General features: G+C 59.7%; 21 protein-coding genes and 1 tRNA gene. 5 read left to right on the top strand and 17 right to left on the bottom strand.

The window, feature by feature from the left end; translation table 11 throughout:
* Positions 1–876: PAS domain-containing protein (locus OC605_RS17520; protein WP_262138451.1), on the bottom strand; the 876-nt coding region annotated here is incomplete at its 3' end.
* A gap of 196 nt (positions 877–1,072) precedes the next feature.
* Between OC605_RS17520 and OC605_RS17515 the strand changes: the two genes are divergently transcribed.
* Entirely contained in the window at positions 1,073–2,062 is a 990-nt protein-coding gene (locus OC605_RS17515; RefSeq protein WP_262138449.1) for a ribonuclease Z, read from the top strand.
* 48 nt (positions 2,063–2,110) lie between these two features.
* Here OC605_RS17515 and OC605_RS17510 read toward each other — a convergent pair whose 3' ends face one another.
* The 8 genes from OC605_RS17510 to dapA all read right to left on the bottom strand — a co-directional run bounded on the left by OC605_RS17510 (position 2,111) and on the right by dapA (position 8,992).
* Positions 2,111–2,620, bottom strand: a complete 510-nt coding sequence (locus OC605_RS17510; protein ID WP_039760925.1) for a ferritin-like domain-containing protein — start codon at positions 2,618–2,620, stop codon at positions 2,111–2,113.
* A gap of 77 nt (positions 2,621–2,697) precedes the next feature.
* The gene (locus OC605_RS17505; protein ID WP_186568335.1) at positions 2,698–3,582 is read right to left on the bottom strand and encodes a manganese catalase family protein; all 885 of its coding nucleotides are present in this window, start codon (positions 3,580–3,582) and stop codon (positions 2,698–2,700) included.
* Between the two features lie 238 nt (positions 3,583–3,820).
* Positions 3,821–5,176 carry a chromate efflux transporter gene (gene chrA / locus OC605_RS17500; protein WP_262138446.1) on the bottom strand — a complete coding sequence of 452 codons (1,356 nt, stop codon included), beginning with the start codon at positions 5,174–5,176 and terminating at the stop codon, positions 3,821–3,823.
* 120 nt (positions 5,177–5,296) lie between these two features.
* Positions 5,297–5,386: transfer RNA gene (locus OC605_RS17495), tRNA-Ser, on the bottom strand.
* Positions 5,387–5,470: 84 nt separating this feature from the next.
* The gene (purC, locus tag OC605_RS17490) at positions 5,471–6,184 is read right to left on the bottom strand and encodes a phosphoribosylaminoimidazolesuccinocarboxamide synthase (RefSeq protein WP_016771262.1); all 714 of its coding nucleotides are present in this window, start codon (positions 6,182–6,184) and stop codon (positions 5,471–5,473) included.
* 28 nt (positions 6,185–6,212) lie between these two features.
* Positions 6,213–6,974 carry an MBL fold metallo-hydrolase gene (locus OC605_RS17485; RefSeq protein WP_262138444.1) on the bottom strand — a complete coding sequence of 254 codons (762 nt, stop codon included), beginning with the start codon at positions 6,972–6,974 and terminating at the stop codon, positions 6,213–6,215.
* Between the two features lie 6 nt (positions 6,975–6,980).
* Entirely contained in the window at positions 6,981–8,096 is a 1,116-nt protein-coding gene (bamC, locus tag OC605_RS17480; protein ID WP_186568329.1) for an outer membrane protein assembly factor BamC, read from the bottom strand.
* 17 nt (positions 8,097–8,113) lie between these two features.
* Positions 8,114–8,992, bottom strand: a complete 879-nt coding sequence (dapA, locus tag OC605_RS17475) for a 4-hydroxy-tetrahydrodipicolinate synthase (RefSeq protein ID WP_186568327.1) — start codon at positions 8,990–8,992, stop codon at positions 8,114–8,116.
* Positions 8,993–9,320: 328 nt separating this feature from the next.
* Between dapA and OC605_RS17470 the strand changes: the two genes are divergently transcribed.
* Both OC605_RS17470 and OC605_RS17465 read left to right on the top strand, forming a co-directional pair.
* Positions 9,321–9,881, top strand: a complete 561-nt coding sequence (locus OC605_RS17470) for a glycine cleavage system protein R (protein ID WP_123465477.1) — start codon at positions 9,321–9,323, stop codon at positions 9,879–9,881.
* A gap of 10 nt (positions 9,882–9,891) precedes the next feature.
* Entirely contained in the window at positions 9,892–10,365 is a 474-nt protein-coding gene (locus OC605_RS17465; RefSeq protein ID WP_041478861.1) for a peroxiredoxin, read from the top strand.
* A 119-nt stretch (positions 10,366–10,484) separates the two neighbouring features.
* Here the strand turns inward: OC605_RS17465 and OC605_RS17460 are convergent, their stop codons facing one another.
* Positions 10,485–11,555 carry an AI-2E family transporter gene (locus tag OC605_RS17460; protein WP_016771268.1) on the bottom strand — a complete coding sequence of 357 codons (1,071 nt, stop codon included), beginning with the start codon at positions 11,553–11,555 and terminating at the stop codon, positions 10,485–10,487.
* Between the two features lie 32 nt (positions 11,556–11,587).
* On the bottom strand, positions 11,588–11,827 hold the full coding sequence (locus tag OC605_RS17455) for a sulfurtransferase TusA family protein (protein WP_016771269.1): 240 nt from the start codon (positions 11,825–11,827) through the stop codon (positions 11,588–11,590).
* A 98-nt stretch (positions 11,828–11,925) separates the two neighbouring features.
* Between OC605_RS17455 and OC605_RS17450 the strand changes: the two genes are divergently transcribed.
* Positions 11,926–13,359: a M48 family metalloprotease gene (locus OC605_RS17450; RefSeq protein WP_262138441.1), complete on the top strand. Its 1,434-nt coding sequence runs from the start codon at positions 11,926–11,928 to the stop codon at positions 13,357–13,359.
* Between the two features lie 80 nt (positions 13,360–13,439).
* On the opposite strand, the gene OC605_RS17445 is transcribed toward OC605_RS17450, so the two are convergent.
* The 4 genes from OC605_RS17445 to rpoE form a co-directional block, all read right to left on the bottom strand.
* The gene (locus OC605_RS17445; protein WP_016771271.1) at positions 13,440–14,873 is read right to left on the bottom strand and encodes a DegQ family serine endoprotease; all 1,434 of its coding nucleotides are present in this window, start codon (positions 14,871–14,873) and stop codon (positions 13,440–13,442) included.
* Between the two features lie 208 nt (positions 14,874–15,081).
* Positions 15,082–16,047 carry a MucB/RseB C-terminal domain-containing protein gene (locus OC605_RS17440; RefSeq protein ID WP_186568325.1) on the bottom strand — a complete coding sequence of 322 codons (966 nt, stop codon included), beginning with the start codon at positions 16,045–16,047 and terminating at the stop codon, positions 15,082–15,084.
* An 8-nt stretch (positions 16,048–16,055) separates the two neighbouring features.
* Positions 16,056–16,643, bottom strand: coding sequence for a sigma-E factor negative regulatory protein (locus tag OC605_RS17435; RefSeq protein ID WP_008077804.1), 588 nt, complete (start codon positions 16,641–16,643; stop codon positions 16,056–16,058).
* A gap of 30 nt (positions 16,644–16,673) precedes the next feature.
* Positions 16,674–17,255, bottom strand: coding sequence for an RNA polymerase sigma factor RpoE (rpoE, locus tag OC605_RS17430; RefSeq protein ID WP_003172477.1), 582 nt, complete (start codon positions 17,253–17,255; stop codon positions 16,674–16,676).
* Positions 17,256–17,812: 557 nt separating this feature from the next.
* Between rpoE and nadB the strand changes: the two genes are divergently transcribed.
* A complete protein-coding gene (nadB, locus tag OC605_RS17425; protein WP_186568323.1) occupies positions 17,813–19,429 on the top strand; it encodes an L-aspartate oxidase in 1,617 nt (538 codons plus the stop codon).
* Here the strand turns inward: nadB and OC605_RS17420 are convergent.
* Entirely contained in the window at positions 19,398–19,850 is a 453-nt protein-coding gene (locus tag OC605_RS17420; RefSeq protein WP_262138439.1) for a protein YgfX, read from the bottom strand. The genes nadB and OC605_RS17420 overlap by 32 nt on opposite strands.
* Entirely contained in the window at positions 19,834–20,088 is a 255-nt protein-coding gene (locus OC605_RS17415) for a succinate dehydrogenase assembly factor 2 (protein WP_007911418.1), read from the bottom strand. Before OC605_RS17415 ends, OC605_RS17420 begins: the two co-directional genes overlap by 17 nt.
* Positions 20,089–20,237 lie beyond the last annotated feature (149 nt).

Genomic DNA, 20,237 nt, shown 5'->3' with positions numbered 1-20,237 from the left:
GATCTCTGGCTGCGGTTGCCCCAGCAGGGCGTCACGGGCATTGGACAGTAGATGATTGAGCGCCATCTCGGCCTGCGCCGGGTCGAGCCGGCAATTCCACAAGTCCTCGGCCAGTTCGAATTGCGGTTCCAGATCGGCGGATTCATGCGTCGGCAGCGCAGAGCGCTCAAGCATGGCATTGAGATTGATCACCCGGCCTTCGAGCCGTTGCCGCCGGGAAAACGCGAGCAGATGCTGGGTCAGCAGACGAGCTTTTTCCGCCGCCGCACGGGCGTGACCGGCGCCTACCACAATGCGTTGCGGATCGATGCTCGGCCGCTTGGCGGTGTGCTGGATCAGCTCGATGTAGCCGATCATCACTTGCAACAGATTGTTGAAATCGTGGGCAATGCCACCGGTCAACTGGCCCAGCGCTTCCATGTTCTCGCTGTAGCGCAGACCGTCCTCGGCGTCGCGTCGGCGGCTGACGTCCATTTGCGAGGCGAAGAAATACACCAATTGTCCGCGCTCGTTGAAAAGCGGCGCGATGAACAGCTCGTTCCAGAACGATGAGCCGTCCTTGCGGTAGTTGAGCACCTCCACGCAGGTTTCGTGTTGATGTTTGAGCGCTTGCTTGATCTGTTGCAACACGGTGCGATCAGTCTGCTCGCCTTGCAGAAATCTGCAGTTGCGCCCGAGCACTTCTTCCAGCTCGTAGCCGCTGAGTTCAAGAAACGCATTGTTGGCAAAAATGATGGGATCGTCGGGCTGCGCAGGATCGGTGACAATCATGGCCATGCGGCTGACCTGCACCGCCGCAAAAAACACATCTTTGCGTTCTTGCGAAAGGGTCGCCGCATCGGCGCGGTCGACGATCGGCCTGGATTTTCTGGGCAAGTTGACCTCCGCTAAGTGACTCCGTTTCGCTGTGACCATCATCAGCGAGCGAAGTGCCAAGGCCGCACACCGCAACGGCGGGTGTCCGATGAAATGTCCCGGTACTTCGATGGATCCGAATCGCCTCGCTGATTGTCGAAAGCTCACCGAGAACTGCACGCAAGATCTGAAATCCGATCCGCCAGGGAGAACCACCGTGGATTTGTTGTTTCTGGGCACGTCTGCCGGCGTGCCGACCCGCCAGCGCAACGTCAGCGCAACAGCATTGATCGCTTCTGCCGGCAAAGGCTGGTACCTGATCGATTGCGGTGAAGGCACCCAGCATCAGGTGCTGCGCACGCCGCTGTCACTGAGTGAATTGCGGGCGATTTTCATCACTCATGTGCACGCCGATCACTGCCTGGGCTTGCCGGGTCTGCTGGCGAGCACCGGCATGTCCGGACGCACGCGGCCGCTGGACATTATTCTGCCGGCGGCGCTGCATCCGTGGCTGAGAATGAGCCTGGAGGTGACGCAATCGCATCTGCCCTTCGAGATCAACCTGCACGCTGTGGAAACGCTTACCGAATGGCGCAACCTCAACGTTCAGGTGCAGACCGTCGAGTTGTCCCACCGTGTGCCGTGTCACGGTTATGTATTTACCGAGTCCGATCCGGAACCGCGTCTCGACGTGCAGCGACTCGACGCTGAAGGCATCGAACGCGGCCCGCTCTGGGGTCAGTTGGCCCATGGTCAGGACGTGGAGGTTGACGGGCGGATGCTGCACGCTCGCGACTATCTGCTGAGCGCGCGACCTGATCGGCGCATCATCGTCTGCGGCGACAACGATCGGCCGGCGCTGCTGGCAGAAGTGGCGCAATCGGCGGATGTGCTGGTGCATGAAGCGACATTCGTGCAGGCAGCAATCGACCGCGCTCGTGCCAGTTACGGCCACAGCAGCGCCGCCGCTGTCGCTGGTTTTGCCGAGGCTGCTGGAGTACGCAATCTGGTGCTGACGCATTTCAGCGCGCGCTATCAGGCCAACCCGGCGGTGAGTCCATCCATCGAAGATGTGCGCAGTGAAGCGGCGGCGCTGTATAACGGCCAACTGATTCTGGCGCGGGATCTGCAGCGTTATCACCTCGACCGCTTTGGGCATTTACAGCCCGTGGCAATCGAGCGCAAACCGCTGCAGGTCGCGCCGTAATTCGATACCGCGTCCGCCCGGATGGTGGGCGGACGCTGGTAGGTGCGGTTATTTCTTGGCTTCCTTGTCCGGATCCGCCGAGCGTTCGAGAAACGCGTCGGTCAGTTGCGGCAAATGCTTGAGCAGCCATTCAGCCATGGCCACTTCCTGCGGCAGAATCTGTTCGCAGGCCTTCTGAGTTTGCGTGTCCCCCGCCGCTTTCGCCGCTGCAATAAGCACGGTGTAGCTGGCGACTTCCATGTTCTCGAAAACGTAGCCGGCCATAGCGCCCTTGATGACTTCATCGCTCATCAAGGAGCCGCCAACAGCCTGACCGAACGCCATCAATTTGCCGCCCAGGTCCTTGATCGTCGAAGAATCGCCCCCCAATCGTTGCAGGCATTCGTCGATGAGCTTCTGCTGGCCGAGGGTTTCTTCGATGTGCTGATCGATGCGCGCCTTGAGCTGCGGGTAATGTTCCAGACGCTTGGATTGCGCCTTGAGCATCTGCTCGGCCTGTTGCTCCATGGCATGGGCGTCACGCAGCCAGTCGAGCAGGTTTTCCTGTGGAGTAGCCATTGTCGAGTCCTCTTCTTGATGATTTCACAGTGATCAACCGGGGCGCGCCGCCTGATGTCCGGCGCGCCCCACGTGCCTTACAAACCAGGCTTGGCCTGCGCGCCGGAGCCCAGATCCGCACCGGTGACCGGCTCGCTGTTGGGGTCGGACATGGTGCGCATTTTCATGTTTTCCAGCAGCGCTTCGTCGGCGCTGTCCAGTTGCACGGTGGCCAGGCCGTCGCCGCCGTCGACCGCCGGCGTCGGGCTTTCGACAAACTCCCAATCGTCGCCCTGATTCCACGGCCCGCGCATGCTTTCGGTTCCTTGCGACATGTTGAAGTAGACGTTGGTGAACTCAGGCATGCCGGGCAGCTTGCCTTGCGGGAAGTTGGGCTGAATCGAATGCAGGGCTTTTTCGAACGACAACTGGTGGGCGATCTCACGGGTCATGAGAAAACCCAGTGCCTCTTTCACGCCGGGGTCATCGGTCACGTTCATCAAGCGCTCGTAAACAATCTTGGCCCGCGCTTCTGCAGCGATGTTGGAGCGCATGTCGGCAGTGGGCTCGCCGATCGTATCGATGTATGCCGCCGTCCAGGGTACGCCGGCCGAGTTGGTCAGCGGCGAACCGGCACCGTAGAGCAGGCTGGTGATGTGCGAGTCATTGCCGTTGCCATTGAGCGAGCGATACAGCTCGCCCTCCTGTTCGACGCCTTCGGCCATCCGGCCTTTGGCGCCCTTGTTGAGCATGACGATGATCGAGCCAATGATTTCCAAATGGCTGAGTTCTTCAGTGGCGATATCCATCAGCAAGTCCTTGCGTCCCGGATCGTCCTCGGCCAGGGCTTGAGTGAAATAGCGCGAAGCCGCCGCCAGTTCACCTTGTGCGCCGCCAAACTGCTCGAGCAACAGATTGGCCAGCCCCGGATTGGGCTCGGCGACACGAACGGTGTATTGAAGTCGCTTGTTATGTAGAAACATGACAAATCTCCTCAGTCGGGTAAGCGTGGCAAGTTCTGGGTAAAAGTTTGCCTACCCTTTTGTGAAGCATTGTCGTTGCGGAAATTTCAAAAAATTTGCGGCGACAGGACAAATGGTTTGAACCGCGCCAACAAGCGAAACGGGGCTATACCGCTGGGGATATTCGCACTGGAATGACCGGAACTTATTGCCGGAATCGAGTCTCCAGCGCGCGATTCGATTTCCGGCGCCGCGATCACTAACGCAGCAAATGCACCACCAACCCAACCAACGCACAGCCCAGCAACACCTGAATCACTCCGCGCTTGAAGCGAAACAGCGCAATGGCCGCCGCAATGGCGATCAACGCCGAGGGCCAATCCAGGCTGCCGCTGAACCCTTGCGGCCAGAGCACGTGGTAGCCGAAGAAACACGCCAGATTGAGAATCACCCCAACCACCGCAGCGGTGATCGCGGTCAGTGGGGCGGTGAATTTGAGTTCGTCGTGCGTTGACTCCACCAGCGGGCCGCCGGCGAGGATGAACAGGAAGGAAGGCAGAAAGGTGAACCACGTCACCAGCGCGGCGGCGACCGCTCCGGCGAAAAACACCTGATCGGCGCCGAACACCTGCGTCACATAAGCGCCGACAAAACCGACAAACGCCACCACCATGATCAGCGGCCCCGGCGTCGTTTCGCCCAGCGCCAGGCCGTCGATCATCTGCGTCGGGGTCAGCCAGCCGTAGTGACCGACCGCACCTTGATAGACATAGGGCAGCACCGCATAAGCTCCACCGAAGGTGAGCAGCGCTGCCTTGGTGAAGAACCAGCTCATTTGCGTCAACGTGCCCTGCCAGCCGAATAGCGCGGTCAATACTCCCATCGGCAACGCCCAAAGCGCGGCACCGATCACGGCGAGCGTGGCCAGTTTCGTCCAGCTGAAACGGGCATGGGCCGGGGTTGGCGTGTCGTCGTCAATCAACGCCGCGCCGAAAGACTTCTTCGCTGCGCTATGCCCGCCGGCCCTGAATTTCTCCGGTGCCAGTCGACCGCCGAAATAGCCAACCACCGCCGCACCCAGCACGATCAACGGGAACGGCACATTAAACGCAAAGATTGCGGTAAACGACGCCGCCGCAATCGCCCACAGCCAATTGTTCTTCAGCGCCCGCGAACCGATGCGATGCGCCGCTTGCACGACAATGGCCGTCACCGCAGGCTTGATCCCGTAAAACAGCCCCGCCACCACCGGCACTTCACCGAAGGCGATATAGAGCCACGACAGGAAAATCAGGATGAACAGCGACGGCAACACGAACAACGCCCCGGCCACAATCCCGCCCCAGCTCCGATGCATCAGCCAGCCAATATAAGTCGCCAACTGCTGCGCCTCAGGCCCGGGCAGCAACATGCAATAGTTCAAGGCATGCAGAAAACGCCGCTCGGAAATCCAGCGCCGCCGCTCGACCAACTCCTGGTGCATGATCGAAATCTGCCCGGCCGGCCCGCCGAAACTGATAAAGCCCAGCTTCAACCAGAACCAGAAAGCCTCGCGCAGGCTCACGGCCTGCGGCTTCACATCGTCATCCCCCGCCAACGGCTGAACTTCACTCATCGAGCTGTTCCTTTTATGCAGTCGGCAGGTTGTACCCGAAAAGCGTAACGAACAAAACGCCAGAAACGAAAAAGCCCCCGTAATCAGCAATGATTACGGGGGCTTCGTCTTGTTCAATAATGGCGGAGAGATAGGGATTCGAACCCTAGGTACCGGTGAAGGTACAACGGATTTCGAATCCGTCCCATTCGGCCACTCTGGCATCTCTCCAACGGCGCGCATCATAACAACACTTTCGTTGGTTGCGAACCCCCCAAACGAAATTTTTTCCGTGCTATCAGATGCTTGCGTCGATTAAAGCGGTACGCCCAGACGAGCGGCGACTTCTTCGTAGGCTTCGATGACGTCACCGAGGCCCTGGCGGAAGCGGTCCTTATCCATCTTCTTCTTGGTGTCCTTGTCCCACAGACGGCAGCCGTCCGGGCTGAACTCGTCGCCGAGGACGATCGAGCCGTCGCTGAACACGCCGAATTCAAGCTTGAAGTCGACCAGCAGCAGGCCGGCGTCGTCGAACAGTTTGCTCAGGACTTCGTTGACCTTGAGCGACAGTTCCTTCATGCGCGCCAGTTGCTCGGCGGTACCCCAACCGAACGCCACAACGTGGGATTCGTTGATGAACGGGTCGCCCTTGGCGTCGTCCTTCAAGAACAGTTCGAAGGTGTACGGGTTGAGCTTCATGCCCTCCTCGACGCCCAGACGCTTGACCAGGCTGCCGGCGGCGTAGTTACGCACGACGCATTCCACCGGGATCATGTCGAGCTTCTTCACCAGGCATTCATTGTCGCCCAGCAGTTTGTCGAACTGGGTCGGCACGCCGGCCGCTTCGAGCTTCTGCATGATGAAAGCGTTGAACTTGTTGTTCACCATACCTTTGCGATCGAGCTGTTCGATGCGCTTGCCGTCGAACGCCGAAGTGTCGTTGCGAAACAGCAGGATCAAGCGGTCAGCATCGTCGGTCTTGTAAACCGATTTGGCTTTGCCGCGGTAGAGTTCTTCACGTTTTTCCATGATGGGCTCCGCTTGCTAAGTAGGTGGGCTAGGCGATGTGGCGCCAGTCGAGCCCTGAATCTTGATCGGCCAGTTGCAGCCAGTCCGGGTCGCACCCGAGGGTGTCGACAAAACATTGCCGGGCCAGCTGCGGCAGGTTGTTCTTGCTGCTCAGATGGGCCAGGACTAGGTGTTGCAAACCCTGCCAGCCCAACTCGGCCACCAGGAATGCCGCCTGATGGTTGTTCAGATGTCCGCATTCGCCGCCTACCCGCTGCTTGAGAAAGTACGGGTAGTGACCACGGGCCAGCATGTCGCGGCAATGGTTCGACTCGATCATCAATGCATCGAGGTCCCGATAGCCATCCAGCACCCGCTCGCAGAACGATCCCAGGTCGGTCAACAGGCCGAAGCGCCGCTGTTCCTGATCGCTGAAAACGTACTGGGTCGGCTCCTGCGCGTCATGGGCCACGGCAATGACCCCGACGTTCAGTGCGCCGATCTGCAGTTGCTCGCCGCCGGCCAGAAAACCAGCCGGTTCAAGCGGTTTGCGCATCCCGCGCAATGTGCCGCGACTGAGGTAGACCGGCAGATTGTAGCGCCGAGATAGCAAACCCACGCCATGCACGTGGTCGGCATGTTCGTGGGTCACGAGTATCGCGCTCAGTTGCGCCGGGTGCACACCCAGGCGCAACAGACGTCTTTCGGTTTCCCGCAGGGAAAAACCACAATCCACCAGCACATACGTATCAGCACTGGCGATCAGCGTGCCGTTCCCTTGGCTACCGCTGCCGAGAACGGCAAAACGCATATCGGATCAGCCCAGGTTGTCCTGAATCACGCTCAACACTTTACGCGCGACATCGGCCGGCGCGACGGTGTTGATGTTCTTTTCGACGGTAACCTGGATGTTCTCGCCCACCTTGCTCAGGCGAACCTGATAACGCTCGGCGCGGGCTTCGACTTCTTCCTTGCTCGGCGCACTGCCGAACAGGCTGCTGAAGAAGCCAGGCTTGTCGTCTTTCTTCTCGGCTTTTTCGGCCAGGTTGATGTAGTACAGGCCCAGACTGCGGTTGATGTCTTCAACGCGCCATTCGCCCTGTTCCAGCGCACGGCCGACGCTCGACCAGGCGCGGTCCAGATCGGTACCGACGTTCAACACCGGGTTGCCGCTACCGTCTTCGCTGAGGCTGACGCGGCTTGGCGCGTCGAAATCACGCGAGGCCAGCATCGACACCGAACCGCCCTTCTCGGAGGTGCGGCTCATGCTCGCGAGCATGTCGTCGACCAGCGCAGCGTCCAGGCCAGTGTTGACCGAACGGTTGGTGAAAGCCACGTCCGCCGTGCTGCCGGCAGGACGCTCGGCGCTGACCACGTAGATTTCACTGGTGTTGCGCTGCACGCCCGGCTCGATGCGCACGCGCACGCGGGTTTCGCTGTCGCTGGCGATACCGGCCGCACTCAGGCGCTTGGCCATCGACGCGGACAGCTCGTCGGAGTGCTGCCAGGTGGTGGTGAATTCACCGGTCTGCGGACGCTGTTCATCCAGACGGAAACCGTTGTCCTGGAAGAACTGCAGCGCCACTGGCCAGACTTCGGCCGGCGGGTGCTGGGCCACGACCCAACGCGAATCACCGCTCTTCTGCAGCGAGTAATCCGTGGCATCGGCAACCGCCGAAAGCGGCTGAGGACGCGGCACGACGTATTCGCCCGTCGCGGTGTCATCGGCCACGTTGCGCGGGATCGGCAACAGCGGATCGAGACGTTTGGCAGTGCTCACATCCGGTGGCAATTGCATCGGTGCAGTCTGTTGCGCTTGCAGGTAATCGCTTCCACGGTCGCGGAAATAACCTTCCGGCCCCCAGACCCATCCGCAGCCACTGGTGCTGGAGATAATCAAGGCAAGTGCGGAAAGTCCGGCCATTCGCTTCATGCGTTGTACTTCCTCAATTAAACCAGGACGTTGCACTGGCGCAGGGCCGAGCGCAGCGTTTCATGACAAGGGGTGCTCAGCCAGGTCAGTGGCAGGCGGATGCCTTCGTGCATCAGGCCCATTTCGACCAAAGCCCACTTCACCGGAATCGGGTTGGCTTCGATGAACAGGTCCTTGTGCAGCGGCATCAGTTTTTCGTTGATTGCGCGTGCGGTACCGGCGTCGCCCTTCAGCGCGGCCTCGCACAGGTCAGCCATTTCGCGCGGGGCGACGTTGGCGGTGACCGAAATGTTGCCTTTGCCGCCCAGCAGGATCAGCTCGACAGCGGTCGGATCATCGCCGGACAGCACGATGAAATCCTTGCTCACGCCATCGATGATCGCTTTGGCGCGCTTGAGATCGCCGGTGGCTTCCTTGATGCCGATGATGTTCGGCACGGTGGACAGGCGAATCACCGTCTCGGCCTGCATGTCGCAGGATGTGCGGCCGGGAACGTTGTAGAGAATCTGCGGAATGTCGACCGCTTCAGCGATGTGCTTGAAGTGCTGGTACAGGCCTTCCTGGGTCGGCTTGTTGTAATAAGGAACCACCAGCAGGCAGGCATCGGCGCCGGCGGCCTTGGCGTTGCGAGTCAGCTCGACGGCTTCGCGGGTCGAATTGGCGCCGGTGCCGGCGATGACCGGAATGCGCCCGGCAACCTGTTTGACCACGGCTTTGATGACGGCGATGTGCTCTTCTACATCAAGGGTGGCCGACTCGCCGGTAGTACCGACGGCGACGATGGCATGGGTGCCGTTCTTGAGGTGGAAGTCCACGAGTTTGCTGAGGCTGTCCCAGTCAAGACGCCCTTCTGCATCCATGGGAGTGACCAGTGCCACCATACTGCCCGCAATCATGAAACCGCTCCTGCCGGAAAAAGAGAGCGGTAATGGTACTGGCGCCAAGATGCTTGCACAAGCGAAGTACTGCGCCGCCGCCATTCCCCTTGGCGCCGCTTTTCGCTACCCTTCAGACTTTGATCGGTACAGATCAGCTTGTACGCCGGGTTTCAGCCTCCCCTTTCGGCCTCCCAGGCCCCGTTCCTGCGTCGCATCGACGCGCTCCTGCACAGTGGAGCGAGCCGCGATCGCTGGCCGGGTCTCTTTTTACGGACCGCCAGAACAGGCACTCCCGGCTACCAATGCCCGTCAACCTACCGACCGCTCATCGCTTTAGGAATGCTGCATGTCCACCCCCACAGTTCGCGAACAATTCCTTGTCATCAGTGCCCTCGGCGCCAACCCCATGGAGCTGACCAACGTCCTGTGCCGCGCCAGCCATGAAAACCGCTGCGCCGTCGTCACCTCTCGCCTGACCCGCCACGGCGAGTGCAGCGCCCTGGTGCTGGAAATTTCCGGCAGCTGGGACGCCCTCGCGCGCCTCGAAGGCAGCCTGCCAGTGCTGGCCAAGCGTCACGCTTTCACAGTCAACGTGGTACGCAGCGCCGCTCTGGAAAATCGCCCTCAGGCCCTGCCTTACGTGGCCTACGTCAGCTCGGCTTATCGCCCGGACATCATCAATGAGCTGTGCCAGTTCTTCATGGACCACAACGTCGAGCTGGAAAACCTCACCTGCGACACTTATCAGGCGCCTCAGACCGGCGGCACCATGCTCAACGCCACGTTCACCGTGACCCTGCCGGCGGGCACCCAGATCAGCTGGCTGCGCGATCAGTTCCTCGACTTCGCCGATGCGATGAACCTGGATGCCCTGATCGAGCCTTGGCGCCCACAAAACCCAATGTAAGGAAGCTTTCATGGCCGTTGTCATCGACCAACCGGTTGCGGATTTCACCGCGCCTGCGACCAGCGGGCAGACCGTCAGCCTGTCCGAACTCAAGGGCAAGCAAGTGGTGATCTACTTCTACCCGAAGGACAGCACCCCGGGCTGCACCACTCAGGGCCAGGGCTTTCGCGATCAATATGCGGCGTTCAAGGCTGCCAACACCGAAGTCTTCGGCATTTCCCGCGACAGTTTGAAGTCGCACGAAAACTTCAAAGGCAAGCAGGAATTTCCGTTCGAGCTGATCAGCGACAAGGACGAGGCGGTTTGCCAGTTGTTCGACGTGATCAAGCTGAAGAAGCTGTATGGCAAGGAATACCTGGGCGTTGATCGCAGCACTTTCCTGATTGATAAGGACGGCGTGCTGCGTCAGGAATGGCGTGGTGTGAAAGTGCCGGGGCATGTTGATGCCGTGCTGGCGGCGGCTGAGGCTCTGAATAAAGCCTAATGGTGTGCTGCGTCTTTGAAGACGCCTTCGCGAGCAGGCTCGCTCCCACAATTGAAATGTAATCACTGTGGGAGCGAGCCTGCTCGCGAATAGCCTCTCTGCAAAATTCGGATCAACCGCTAGAGCAACGGCGCCACCACCGGCTCCTTGCGCGGCCACGCATCCAGCACAGCCTTGAACAGCGTCGCCAGCGGGATCGCAAAGAACACCCCCCAGAATCCCCACAACCCGCCAAACAACAGCACCGCGCAGATGATTGCCACCGGATGCAGATTCACTGCTTCCGAAAACAGCAACGGCACCAGCACGTTGCCGTCCAGCGTCTGAATGATTCCGTAGACCGCCATCAGGTAGATGAACTGATCGCTCCAGCCCCACTGGAACAGCGCAATCAGCAGCACCGGTACGGTCACCACCACCGCACCGACATACGGCACCACCACCGACAAGCCGACCAGCAACGCCAGCAGCGCCGCGTAATTCAGGCCCAGCGCGATGAAGGCGATGTAGGTCACGCCGCCGCAAATCACGATCTCGATGCCTTTGCCACGTATGTAATTGGCGATCTGCCGGTTCATTTCCTGGGCGACGCGGGTGATCAGTGCGCGCTCGCGAGGCAGATAGCCGCGCACCCACTCGCCGATCATCGCCCGATCCTTGAGGAAGAAGAACACCAGAATCGGCACCAGCACCAGGTAGATCATGATGTTCACCAGCAGTGGCAAACTCGACAACGAGAAAGTCAGTGCCCACTGACCGAACTTGCCAATCTCGCCCCGCGCCGCTTCGATCGCCTGCAAGACTTGCTCGTCAGACACCAGATGCGGATAGCGCTCGGGCAATAGAAGCAGTAGCGATTGCCACTTGGCGAGCATGCCCGGCAACTCATTGAACAGCGTGATCAACTGATGCCAAAGCAGCGGCAGCACCACGACAATAAACAGCATCAGCGCGCCCATGAACAGCGCAAACACCAGCCCCACGGCCACCCCGCCGGGCACACGCAGCCGCTCGAGCGTCACCACCAGGCCCTGCATCAGATACGCCAGCACCATCCCGGCCAAAACCGGCGCAAGCATGCCGCCGAGGGTAAGCACGGCGGTGAAGGCGAGAAACAGCAGCACTGCCAACACCACCGCTTCCTCATCGGAGAAGTAGCGCTGAATCCAGTCGCGTAACACTTTGAACATCAATAATCCCTTCGATCGTTAACGCGCTCGCGTCAGGCTTTTTTCAACCAGTAACGGTAAACGCCAGCCTCGTCTTCTTCGCGCAACAGCGCATGACCGGCCAGTTTGGCAAAGGTACGAAAATCCCGTTGCGAGCCCGCATCGGTGGCGATGACCTTGAGTACAGCGCCGCTTTGCAGTTTATTGAGTTCCATTTTCGCCTTGAGCAACGGCAACGGACAGTTCAGGCCACTGGCGTCCAGTTCCACGTCATGGGCTACAGCATCAGTCATTGCGTCACTCCGGTTCGGGTTGTCGAGCTGCCTAGAATATCTGGTCGCGGCTTCGGTGTCCGGCTACAGTAAGGTCTTTGTCCTCCAAGGCTTTGTGCATGACTTTTCTGCGCCCTACCCTGCTGACGCTCGCTTGCCTGCTCGCCTCACCAGGCTTTGCCGACGATCTGCCGTCACTCGGCGACGCCAGCTCTGCCATTGTCTCGCCGCAACAGGAATACCAGCTCGGTCGCGCCTGGCTGGCCATGCTGCGCAGTCAGGTTTCCCAGCTCAACGATCCGCAGCTCAAGGATTACGTCGAATCCAGCGTCTACAAGCTGGTGGAGACCAGCCAGGTCTCCGACCGACGTCTGGAATTCATCCTGATCAACAGCCCGCAACTCAACGCCTTCGCAGCGCCGGGCGGCGTGGTCGGAGTCAACGGCGGCCTGTTCCTCAACGCCCAGACCGAAGGTGAATACGCCTCGGTGCTCGCTCACGAATTGGCGCACTTGTCGCAACGCCACTTCGCTCGCGGCGTCGAAGCCTCACAAAGAATGCAGGTGCCGATGATGGCCGCTTTGCTCGCCGGCATCGTCATCGCGGCAGCAGGTGGCGGTGATGCCGGCATCGCCACCATCGCCGGCACCCAGGCTGCGGCGTTGCAGGAACAACGGCGCTTCTCACGGCAGAACGAACAGGAAGCGGACCGCATCGGCATCCTCAACCTGGAAAAGGCCGGGTACGACCCGCGCTCGATGCCGACCATGTTCGAGCGCCTGATGCGCCAGTACCGCTTTGACGCGAAGCCGCCGGAATTCCTTCTGACTCACCCGGTTACCGAATCGCGTATCGCCGACACCCGCAACCGCGCCGAGCAGGCGAAACCGGGCGGCATCGAAGACAGCATGCGCTACCAGTTGATCCGCGCGCGGGTGCAGTTGATCTACGAAGAAACCCCGGGACTGGGCGCCAAGCGTTTCCGCGCCCTGCTCGATGAAAACCTGAAAAACGATGTGGCGCGTTACGGCCTCGCCATCGCCCAGATCAAGGGCGGCCAGCTCAACGAGGCCCGCGAGAACCTCAAGCAATTGTTGGCCAAGTCGCCGAACGAGATCATCTACAACCTCGCTCAGGTCGATCTGGACATCACCAATAATCGCCTGCCTGATGCGCAGTCACGGGTCGACCGCATGCTCACGCAGTACCCGGGCAACTATCCGCTGAATCAGGTGCGCGTCGATCTGCTGCTGAAACAGAATCGCGCCGCCGATGCCGAGAAGGCGCTAGACAGTTTGCTCAAGACCCGCCCGGATGACCCGGACGTCTGGTATCAGGTTGCCGAAACTCGCGGGCTGTCGGGCAACATCATTGGCCTGCATCAGGCGCGCGCTGAGTACTTTGCGCTGGTCGGCGATTACCGCCAGGCCATTCAGCAGTTGGACTTCGCCAAGCGCAAGGCGGGCAACAACTTCCCGCTGTCCTCGCGCATCGATGCCCGCCAGCGCGAGCTGATGGAGCAGGAGCGAATGGTCAAGGACATGATGGGCTGAGTCTTTCCCGACAAAGACAAAAGCTGCAGACACAAAAAACCGCCTCTTTCGAGGCGGTTTCTTTTTACCTGCCTGCTGGCTTATTCAGCCAGTTTGAAGGTGATGAAGCTGGCACGGCCCTGACGCAGCACGCGCATCGACACCGAACGGTTCTTCGGCAATGCCTTGGCGATGTCGGTGAACTCCTTGGCCGAGCCGATGGCCTGATTGTTCAGGTGGGTGATCACGTCACCCGGTTGCAGACCGATCAGGGCCGCAGGACCGTCCTGCACTTCCTTGATCACCACACCACCTTTGAGGTCGTAGGTTTTCTTCTGCTCGGCGGTCAATTCACCGACCGCAACACCGAGGCGGTTGCTGCTGCTTTCAGCACCGGATTTCGGCAGACCTGCCAGCTCCTTGTCCTCGTCCGGGATTGCGCCGACGGTCAGCTCGACGTTCTTGCGCTTGCCTTCACGAATCACTTCCAGATTGGCTTTGGCGCCAGCCTTCAGCGCGCCGACCAGATGCGGAAGATCGGCGGACATGACGATCGGCTGACCGTTCATGCTCAGGATCACGTCGCCAACCTGCAGGCCGCCCTTGGCCGCAGGGCCGTCATCCTGGATCTGCGCTACCAGCGCGCCAGCTGGCTTGTCCAGACCGAACGACTCGGCCAGATCCTTGTTCACTTCCTGAATGACTACGCCCAGCCAGCCACGGCTGACTTTGCCACCGCTCTTGAGCTGATTGGAAACGTCCATCGCCACGTCGATCGGAATGGCGAACGACACGCCCATGAAACCACCGGAGCGGGTGTAGATCTGCGAGTTGATGCCGACCACTTCACCGTTCAGGTTGAACAGCGGGCCACCGGAGTTGCCCGGGTTGATCGGCACGTCGGTCTGAATGAACGGCACATAGTTTTCGTTCGGCAGGCTGCGGCCGACAGCGCTGACGATGCCTTGGGTCACGGTGTGGTCAAAGCCGAATGGCGAACCGATCGCGACGACCCACTGGCCGGCCTTCAGGTCTTGAGATTTGCCGAGCTTGAGCACCGGCAGATCCTTGCCTTCGATTTTCAGCAACGCCACGTCAGAGCGTGGATCGGTGCCGACCAGCTTGGCTTTCATCTCACTGCGGTCAGCCAGACGGACGAGGATTTCGTCAGCATCGGCGATCACGTGGTTGTTGGTGAGGATGTAGCCATCCGGCGAAATGATGAACCCCGAGCCCAGCGATTGCGCTTCACGCTGGCGGCCATCGCCACGTGGCGAGCGCTGCTGAGGCGGCATGCCGCGCTCGAAGAATTCGCGCAGCATCGGTGGCAGGCCTTCCAGATCCGGCATCTGCTGATTGACACGACGGTCCGGCAGTTTCTGCGTGGTACTGATGTTCACCACCGCTGGCGACGCTTGTTCGACCAATTGGGTGAAATCAGGCAGATCGGCCGCTTGCGCAGCAGGCACCGCCTGACCGAGCAACAGCACGGTGGCGAAGATGGAAAGGTAAGACTTCAAACTTGGTATCGACATACAGCTCCCGTTACGACGAGCAGGGTTAAGCGATATGGAGCAAAGGAACACCGGAAACCACAGACCGGCATTTTTGTTCCGGGAACAACAAACAAGGCCAGAGCCGTGAGGCTCTGACCTATAAAAAATTTTCAGGGGTTTTGCAAATGAAAATGCTCAGCAAACATTTCGACGTCTCGACGACGAAGTGGAAATGACTGAAATCAGCTCACTGCTTGCTGGTCGCAGCGCCATCGTTGTTACGCATCGATAGAGCGATTCGTTCGGCGGTGCCAATCGGGATTTCGCCGACCACCGTGACCATCATTTCACCCTGCGGCGTGGTCAGGCGACGGGATACCGCGACGGTCGGGCCCAACTGAGTGCGGGTGTCAGTGACGGTTGCGCCATTCAACGGTTCAAGGAACACCGAGAAACGCGCCAGACCATCGTCATACATCAGACTGCTGACCTGGGTCTTGGTCTGCGCATCCTTGTGCGAACTGCTGCTGGTCAGCTCAAAGCCTGGCGGGAGCCAGTCCGAACGCCAGTTTTGCACGGTTTTAGCTGCAGAAGCCTTGTCGCTTGCAATGTTGATCGGCTTGCAATCCGGGTCCGCCAACAAGTCCTTGTCCGACGGGACTTCATCCGTGTCGAGGCTGGTGAACTGGAAACGCTCGAGCAACTGCCCCTTGTCGTTCAAAAGCAACGACTTGAGCGGCAGCCCGGTTTTCTTGTCCAGATGCAACTCGAAACCATAACGGTGTTGATCACGAGGCGTCAGCGACACGATCACTGCATCACGGCCGGCCACGCGCGACTTGCCAATGACGGCAAGGTCATACCAATTCTTCAGCTTTTTGGGATCCAGCGCACGGGCGGCAGCATTGGGTGAATCACCCAATCCCGCAATCAGGGTGCCGCTGACGCATTGAGTACGTCCATCAATGCGCACGACTTCCTGAGCCGAGCCGTCGAGCTGTAATAACCTCTCGCGGACCTGGCCATTCTGGACGCGATGCCAGATGTTGTGCGTGGAAAAACTGCCGTTGCGCTCGTAAACGAAAGTGCCGTGGAAGCTCTGCTGCTGCTCGGCCTGGCCCAGACGGGTCAACCAGTCCTGGGCCTCGTCAGCGTGGGCTGGAACTATGAACCAGCCACTGAGCAGAAGCGAAAGTAGAGGGATGGCGCGCATGATCCTCCTTAACGGTTTTCCAGGCTTGCGGCACGTGCGTATGGCAGCGCGCTTTCAGTTCCTTTGAGTGCAGCCTGCTGAGCGTGCTGACGCAGGTAGCCTGGCAGACGCTGATCATGCCAGCCTGGCTGACCTTGCAGAACGCCGTTGGCCATAGGGCCAGTCGCTTCCGAGCTTTCGCTGTAACCAGCCAGAACTGCCGGACCTTTGACCTGTGGAGTGGCCAGAGTAGGCTGATTCGACTGTTGGGCCAGCTCAACACCGGCGATTTCGTCCTGGTTGTACAGGCGAACACCGGCCAGAACGGCCACGGTTACCGAAGCGGCAACAGCGAGGCGACCCAGGTTACGCCATGGGCTGCGGGATACTTTGGCCGGAGCCGTTTCGTCTTCCAGCGCAGCAGACACTGCCGCAGCGATATCCAGACGCGGAAGCAGCAGATCCTTGTGCATGGCTGCCCGAGCGATCTGGTAACGAGCCCAGGTCTCACGGGTATCAACATCATCCAGTGCGCTGAGCACTCGACGCAATTCCAGTTCGTCCGCTTCGTTATCCATCACTGCGGACAGCGATTCCTGCAGGGCTTCACGACTCATGGCGTTCCTCTCTTGGCTGTCGCCGCTGTCTCAGTTTTCCTGCAACAACGGTTGCAGGGCTTTGTCGATGGCCTCCCGAGCGCGGAAAATCCGGGAGCGCACGGTACCCACCGGACACTGCATGACGCTCGCAATGTCCTCGTAACTCAGACCATCGAATTCACGTAAAGTTAAAGCCGTACGCAAATCCTCTGGCAGTTGCTGGATGGTCCGATGGACAGTGCCTTCGATCTCATCCCGCAGCAATGCACGTTCCGGAGATTCGAGATCCTTGAGGCCGTGATCGCCATCGTAGAACTCTGCATCCTCTGAACTTACATCGCTATCCGGCGGCCGACGGCCGCGGGAAACCAGGTAGTTCTTTGCCGTGTTAATGGCAATACGGTACAGCCACGTATAAAACGCACTGTCACCGCGGAAATTTCCAAGTGCCCGATACGCCTTGATAAAGGCTTCCTGAGCAACGTCCTGGGCTTCATGGGTGTCGTGCACAAAACGCACGATCAACCCGAGAATTTTGTGCTGATATTTCAGCACCAGCAGATCGAAAGCTCGCTTGTCGCCACGCTGTACGCGTTCGACCAGCTGCTGATCCTCTTCCTGGGTTAGCATGAACACTCCTCGATAAGCCCGGAGGAGACTTGCATTACTAAACGACCAGACTTGCAAACATAGACTCGGGCTTTTCGCAAAAGTTCTCCCCCTCCAAGCAAGTTTCCTGCGAGCTCTGATTTGGCACGCACGAAAAACGCAGCGCGGGATAAACCGGCTGCGCGAATAATCTTGTTATCGGTTTCGCCGGCAGGAATCCAAACGCAGATTCCGCACTGAAGCCGACACTGTCCCTGGTTTCTGGCACCGTCTATTGATCTTGGGCCTTTGGCAAAAGTTCCAATTATTTATAGCCGTACCCACCTGACATTGCGCAACCCTGCTCGGAAAAGACTGTTTCAGCGCCGATACAGGTGTCATTTTTCAAAACCGATGAAAAAAACTTCCGACGAAGCACAGCGCTTTTTACTGCGCAGTAGTCTCACAATGCCATCTGGGCCCGGCTATTGTGCCGCCCAACCCCTCTATATACTAGTGGGCTGTGTGGCTGTCTTGACTCGCCGATCCAGCTGTCTTGCGCCAACCCCGACCCGGGTCGCTTTGAGCGGAATCCTGAAATGAGCCAACAGTTCCAACACGATGTTCTGGTGATTGGCAGCGGTGCTGCCGGTTTGACTCTCGCTTTGACCTTGCCCGGTCATCTGCGCATTGCCGTATTGAGCAAAGGCGATCTCGCCAACGGTTCGACATTCTGGGCCCAGGGCGGCGTTGCCGCCGTGCTCGATGATACCGACACTGTCGAATCCCACGTCGACGACACCCTCAATGCGGGCGGCGGCTTGTGCCATGAAGACGCCGTACGCTTTACTGTCGAGCACAGCCGCGAAGCCATTCAATGGCTGATCGACCAAGGCGTGCCGTTCACCCGCGACGAACAGTCCGGCACTGAAGACGGTGGTTTCGAATTTCACCTGACCCGCGAAGGTGGCCACAGCCATCGACGGATCATCCATGCTGCCGACGCCACCGGCGCGGCGATCTTCAAAACCTTGCTGGCCCAGGCCAAAGAGCGCGCGAACATCGAATTGCTGGAACAGCGCGTCGCCGTTGATCTGATCACCGAGCGCCGCTTAGGCCTGGAAGGCGACCGCTGCCTCGGTGCCTACGTGCTGAATCGCGCCACCGGCGAAGTCGACACCTACGGCGCACGGTTCGTGATTCTGGCTTCGGGCGGCGCAGCCAAGGTCTACCTTTATACCAGCAACCCCGACGGCGCCTGCGGTGACGGCATCGCCATGGCCTGGCGTTCCGGTTGCCGGGTGGCGAACCTGGAATTCAACCAGTTCCACCCGACCTGCCTGTATCACCCGCAAGCCAAGAGTTTCCTGATCACTGAAGCGTTGCGTGGCGAAGGCGCGCATTTGAAGCTGCCCAACGGCGAGCGCTTCATGTATCGCTTCGACAAACGCGCGGAGTTGGCGCCTCGTGACATTGTCGCGCGGGCCATCGACCATGAAATGAAGCGTCTGGGTGTCGACTGCGTATATCTCGACATCAGCCACAAGCCAGAATCGTTCGTCAAAGCTCACTTCCCGACTGTTTATGAGCGCTGCCTGGGCTTCGGCATCGACATCACCAAACAGCCGATCCCGGTGGTCCCCGCTGCGCACTACACCTGTGGCGGGGTGATGGTCGATCAGCACGGTCGCACCGACGTGCCCGGCCTCTATGCTATCGGCGAAACCAGTTTCACCGGTCTGCACGGTGCCAATCGCATGGCCAGCAACTCACTTCTGGAATGCTTCGTTTATGCCCGTTCGGCAGCGGCGGACATTCTCGCGCAACTTGATGAGGTCGCGGCGCCAAACGCCCTGCCCGTCTGGGATGCCAGCCAGGTGACCGACTCGGATGAAGACGTGATCATCGCGCACAACTGGGACGAATTGCGGCGGTTCATGTGGGACTACGTCGGCATCGTGCGCACCAACAAGCGCCTGCAACGAGCGCAGCACCGGGTGCGTCTGCTGCTGGATGAGATCGATGAGTTTTACAGCAACTACAAAGTCAGCCGAGACCTGATCGAGTTGCGCAACCTGGCACAGGTTGCCGAATTGATGATCAGCTCAGCCATGGAACGCAAGGAAAGTCGCGGGCTGCATTACACCCTCGACTATCCGGATATGCTGCCCGAAGCGCTCGACACTATTCTGGTGCCGCCCACCTACGCCGGCTGAACTTGAGCCGCACTCGCAGGCGTCGGTGCAGATCCGCCGCTTGCGAGTCACGTGGCACGCAGATTGACCTGACCCGCCACTCTCCGCGCAAACGAAAGCGCAGCACCACGATCAATGGCAGCGCCAGACTGTCCGGGCGCAGTTGCACCGCTTGCCAGCCATCAGCCTGATTCCACACCTGCCAGCCATCGCCGTCGCGCCGCAACCCGCAAAATGCTTTCGGATGACTCAGCAAAATCTGCCGTGGCAGCATCCAAAAACCGTGCAGCGCACAGGCGCAAGCGCCGAGCAGACTGGCCCAGAGCGGAATCGACAGCAGACACAGCGAACCCATGGCGAACGCCTGGGCCAACAGATACGCCGCCAGCAACTGCCGTGAGGCATGCCAGCGGCATTCGAACGTATTACTTGGGCTGGACACGATCCAGAATCATCCGGACCATGCGTTGCAGCTCGGGATCTTCCGACTCGCTGCGCTCCATGAACCAGCCGAACATGTCCTGATCCTCACAGGTCAGCAAACGCACGTACAGATCGCGATCCACTTGATTCAACGTCGCGTAAACCTCCTGCACGAACGGCACCAGCAGCACGTCAAGCTCAAGCATGCCGCGACGGCTGTGCCAAAAGAGGCGATTCAGTTCAACTTGTTCGACCATGGAGCCCTCCTCGAATTTGCCGGGCAGTATACAGCCCCGGCGCGGGCCGCACAGTCGGCTTTGGTCGGGGACCCTTGATCCTTTATCAACTACCCATTTCAACCCTGCCCCCTTATGATGTGCCCCAGTCTATTTACCCTGCGATGACC

The organism is Pseudomonas sp. Marseille-Q5117, assembly GCF_946901175.1.
Taxonomy (GTDB): Bacteria; Pseudomonadota; Gammaproteobacteria; order Pseudomonadales; family Pseudomonadaceae; genus Aquipseudomonas; species Aquipseudomonas iranensis.
Note: the sequence above shows the minus strand (reverse complement) of the source record. Positions and strands in the feature narration are given on the sequence as shown.

Excerpts from the sequence above, each read along its gene's own strand:
- OC605_RS17510 (WP_039760925.1), bottom strand. The coding sequence starts at position 2,620 with ATGGCTACTCCACAGGAAAACCTGCTCGACTGGCTGCGTGACGCCCAT.
- OC605_RS17505 (WP_186568335.1), bottom strand. The coding sequence starts at position 3,582 with ATGTTTCTACATAACAAGCGACTTCAATACACCGTTCGTGTCGCCGAG.
- chrA (WP_262138446.1), bottom strand. The coding sequence starts at position 5,176 with ATGAGTGAAGTTCAGCCGTTGGCGGGGGATGACGATGTGAAGCCGCAG.
- purC (WP_016771262.1), bottom strand. The coding sequence starts at position 6,184 with ATGGAAAAACGTGAAGAACTCTACCGCGGCAAAGCCAAATCGGTTTAC.
- OC605_RS17485 (WP_262138444.1), bottom strand. The coding sequence starts at position 6,974 with ATGCGTTTTGCCGTTCTCGGCAGCGGTAGCCAAGGGAACGGCACGCTG.
- bamC (WP_186568329.1), bottom strand. The coding sequence starts at position 8,096 with ATGAAGCGAATGGCCGGACTTTCCGCACTTGCCTTGATTATCTCCAGC.
- dapA (WP_186568327.1), bottom strand. The coding sequence starts at position 8,992 with ATGATTGCGGGCAGTATGGTGGCACTGGTCACTCCCATGGATGCAGAA.
- OC605_RS17470 (WP_123465477.1), top strand. The coding sequence starts at position 9,321 with ATGTCCACCCCCACAGTTCGCGAACAATTCCTTGTCATCAGTGCCCTC.
- OC605_RS17465 (WP_041478861.1), top strand. The coding sequence starts at position 9,892 with ATGGCCGTTGTCATCGACCAACCGGTTGCGGATTTCACCGCGCCTGCG.
- OC605_RS17460 (WP_016771268.1), bottom strand. The coding sequence starts at position 11,555 with ATGTTCAAAGTGTTACGCGACTGGATTCAGCGCTACTTCTCCGATGAG.
- OC605_RS17455 (WP_016771269.1), bottom strand. The coding sequence starts at position 11,827 with ATGACTGATGCTGTAGCCCATGACGTGGAACTGGACGCCAGTGGCCTG.
- OC605_RS17450 (WP_262138441.1), top strand. The coding sequence starts at position 11,926 with ATGACTTTTCTGCGCCCTACCCTGCTGACGCTCGCTTGCCTGCTCGCC.
- OC605_RS17445 (WP_016771271.1), bottom strand. The coding sequence starts at position 14,873 with ATGTCGATACCAAGTTTGAAGTCTTACCTTTCCATCTTCGCCACCGTG.
- OC605_RS17440 (WP_186568325.1), bottom strand. The coding sequence starts at position 16,047 with ATGCGCGCCATCCCTCTACTTTCGCTTCTGCTCAGTGGCTGGTTCATA.
- OC605_RS17435 (WP_008077804.1), bottom strand. The coding sequence starts at position 16,643 with ATGAGTCGTGAAGCCCTGCAGGAATCGCTGTCCGCAGTGATGGATAAC.
- rpoE (WP_003172477.1), bottom strand. The coding sequence starts at position 17,255 with ATGCTAACCCAGGAAGAGGATCAGCAGCTGGTCGAACGCGTACAGCGT.
- nadB (WP_186568323.1), top strand. The coding sequence starts at position 17,813 with ATGAGCCAACAGTTCCAACACGATGTTCTGGTGATTGGCAGCGGTGCT.
- OC605_RS17415 (WP_007911418.1), bottom strand. The coding sequence starts at position 20,088 with ATGGTCGAACAAGTTGAACTGAATCGCCTCTTTTGGCACAGCCGTCGC.